The organism is Microbulbifer thermotolerans, assembly GCF_900112305.1.
GTDB lineage: Bacteria > Pseudomonadota > Gammaproteobacteria > Pseudomonadales > Cellvibrionaceae > Microbulbifer > Microbulbifer thermotolerans.
This window is the reverse complement of record NZ_FOKT01000024.1, coordinates 1-2,108: the sequence shown is the minus strand read 5'-3', so window position 1 is coordinate 2,108 and position 2,108 is coordinate 1. Positions and strand designations below refer to the sequence as shown.

Genomic DNA, 2,108 nt, shown 5'->3' with positions numbered 1-2,108 from the left:
GGGCTGCACTACAACCGGTTCAGGTATTATGATCCGGAGGTTGGGGCGTTTACGCAGCAGGACCCGATCGGGCTTTTAGGTGGGGTTAATAACTACCGGTATGTGCCTAATCCTGTTTCATGGGTTGATCCGTATGGGTTGACTTGTAAAGAGGAGACACTGAATTCTTCCGTTAAGAAGGGAAGCAGACCTGATTTCATTGTTGGCTCTAATGGTACGACAGTGTCCACTAGCCAAAGCAGAATGCGTCAGGGATTTGATAATGCGGGATTTCCTTCGCAGGATGTAATATCGCCTACTAGTGGCAATGTTGTAGGCCGAGCCCATACTCTTCCTAATGGAAATATCGTACGCACAATGGCTGCCGACGGGCGCAACCCAAGAAGAGCTTCTTTTACAAATGCTAATGGAGGACCCATTGACCCATTTACAGGTAAACCGCCTCAACCTCCGTCCGGACTGACTAGGGCAGGGCGCAAACAATTTGTCCGTGAAAGATCCCATATAGTTCAGGGGCCATAATTATGATTACGAATTTGATTAATGTTTTAAACGATTTATTACCTTTAGTGATCAAGGAAATTTCATGGGATGGAGATACATTCATTATTGCAGGAGATGAATGGAGCTTTTCCACGACCAGCGCTTGGCGGATAATCAAAGAGTCCTCTATAGATTTTGCTTGTTGGGACAACAACATTGATACAAGGGTTGATAAATTGAAAGGGTTAAGTCTTGTAGCAGTACAACCACAAGGATCAAGTATTCATGTTGATCCTGCTTTTCAATTGTCTGATGGCCGACGACTGGAAGTGTTCTCTACAGAAACGGTAGAGCCATGGGCTTTTACACTTCCGGGTGGGAGTATTTATGTAGGCGCTACTTAATTAAGGAAATAAATAACACAGAGGCTGTAAATTAAATTGTGTAACTGCTCATGCTCCCATACCCTAACCGGAAGATAACATGAGCAGAACCATGAACAATCAAGACCTCGAACAACAACTCAAAGAACACGTCACTAAGCTGGCGAGGCTGTTCAAAATTCTGTGTCAGCCAAAAGCATTTCGGAAAGCATTTCGGGACACCCATAAAATGTAATCGAAAAGCCCACCGCCCGCTGCCTGCGCCAGTGGCGGTGTTTTTCAAGATAGTTGTCGCCTTTTTTCATTACGCGGCAACGCTGTTTGCCAATTTTTCTTTCTGTGGGTTCAGCGCCACTGGGCCAACTGGCGTCCAGTCCCTGGTCGCTCCGGACCAGCGCTCTGGATTTCTCTCCCGCGCCTGCTTCTGAACTTTATCCCGCGCGGATAGTATGGCTACGTCCTTTCCCTCATGTCTGTCCGCAGGAGTAACATACTTGATGCCGCTATGCAGGTGCTCGTGGTTGTACCAATGCATAAACCCCTCTACCCACTGCCTGGCCTCATTTAATGAAGCAAAGCCCCCGGTAGGCCAACTCGGGCTGTATTTGACCGGAGTTATCGTCAAATCTGGTGTATGCGATCAGGCGGCTACCCCGTCTGATTGATCAGTTATCGCCTCTCCATTCCGGAATCGTGGATAATTATTTTTGGGACACCCATAAATTGCCACATAAATAATGCAATTTCATGGACATCCATAAATTGGAAAGATAGAGAAAATTAGCCATAAATATGCTTCCAACCAGCGTTAATACGCAGATATTCTCGTTACCGCAGAATAGAGTGTGAGCAAGGCTAATAATCTTTCCATTTGAGATAGAGCTGCTCCCACGGAAAGTCCGTGAAGATGCTGTCTGATAAATGGAAGAGCCTTATGTGCTAAGCGGAGGAGAGAAATAGCGTGTGCAATCACGGATACCGTGAACCCAGCGCTTTCCGAGCCGCTCACAGGCGTTGCGCACCGAGTGAGTAGCTCCGACCAGAGACTTGAAGCAGCTTTCGAAATTGCGGCTCAAGTAGAGCCAGTGTAGTGGATCGATCAGTACATTAAGGGACACCCATAAAACTATAATCGAAAAGTCCCCACCACCCGCTACGCCTACAACCGCGCCGGCCACCTCATCAGCAGCCGCGCCGTCACCGACCCCGACACCGGCAAAGGCATAGACACCCTCTTCGAGC

At 47.8% G+C, this 2,108-nt stretch carries 3 protein-coding genes and 1 pseudogene; 2 read left to right on the top strand and 2 right to left on the bottom strand.

Annotation, left to right across the window (positions count from 1 at the left end):
• Positions 1–3: 3 nt before the first annotated feature.
• Together BM155_RS17875 and BM155_RS17210 are read left to right on the top strand one after the other, a co-directional pair.
• Positions 4–522, top strand: coding sequence for an RHS repeat-associated core domain-containing protein (locus tag BM155_RS17875; protein WP_367888711.1), 519 nt, complete (start codon positions 4–6; stop codon positions 520–522).
• A gap of 2 nt (positions 523–524) precedes the next feature.
• Positions 525–887, top strand: coding sequence for a hypothetical protein (locus tag BM155_RS17210; RefSeq protein WP_139223321.1), 363 nt, complete (start codon positions 525–527; stop codon positions 885–887).
• A gap of 283 nt (positions 888–1,170) precedes the next feature.
• On the opposite strand, the gene BM155_RS16660 is transcribed toward BM155_RS17210, so the two are convergent.
• Positions 1,171–1,491 carry an integrase core domain-containing protein gene (locus BM155_RS16660; RefSeq protein ID WP_074904453.1) on the bottom strand — a complete coding sequence of 107 codons (321 nt, stop codon included), beginning with the start codon at positions 1,489–1,491 and terminating at the stop codon, positions 1,171–1,173.
• Positions 1,492–1,798: 307 nt separating this feature from the next.
• A pseudogene (locus tag BM155_RS17365) lies at positions 1,799–2,108 on the bottom strand (hypothetical protein); the annotation flags it as partial.

Excerpts from the sequence above, each read along its gene's own strand:
- BM155_RS17210 (WP_139223321.1), top strand. The coding sequence starts at position 525 with ATGATTACGAATTTGATTAATGTTTTAAACGATTTATTACCTTTAGTG.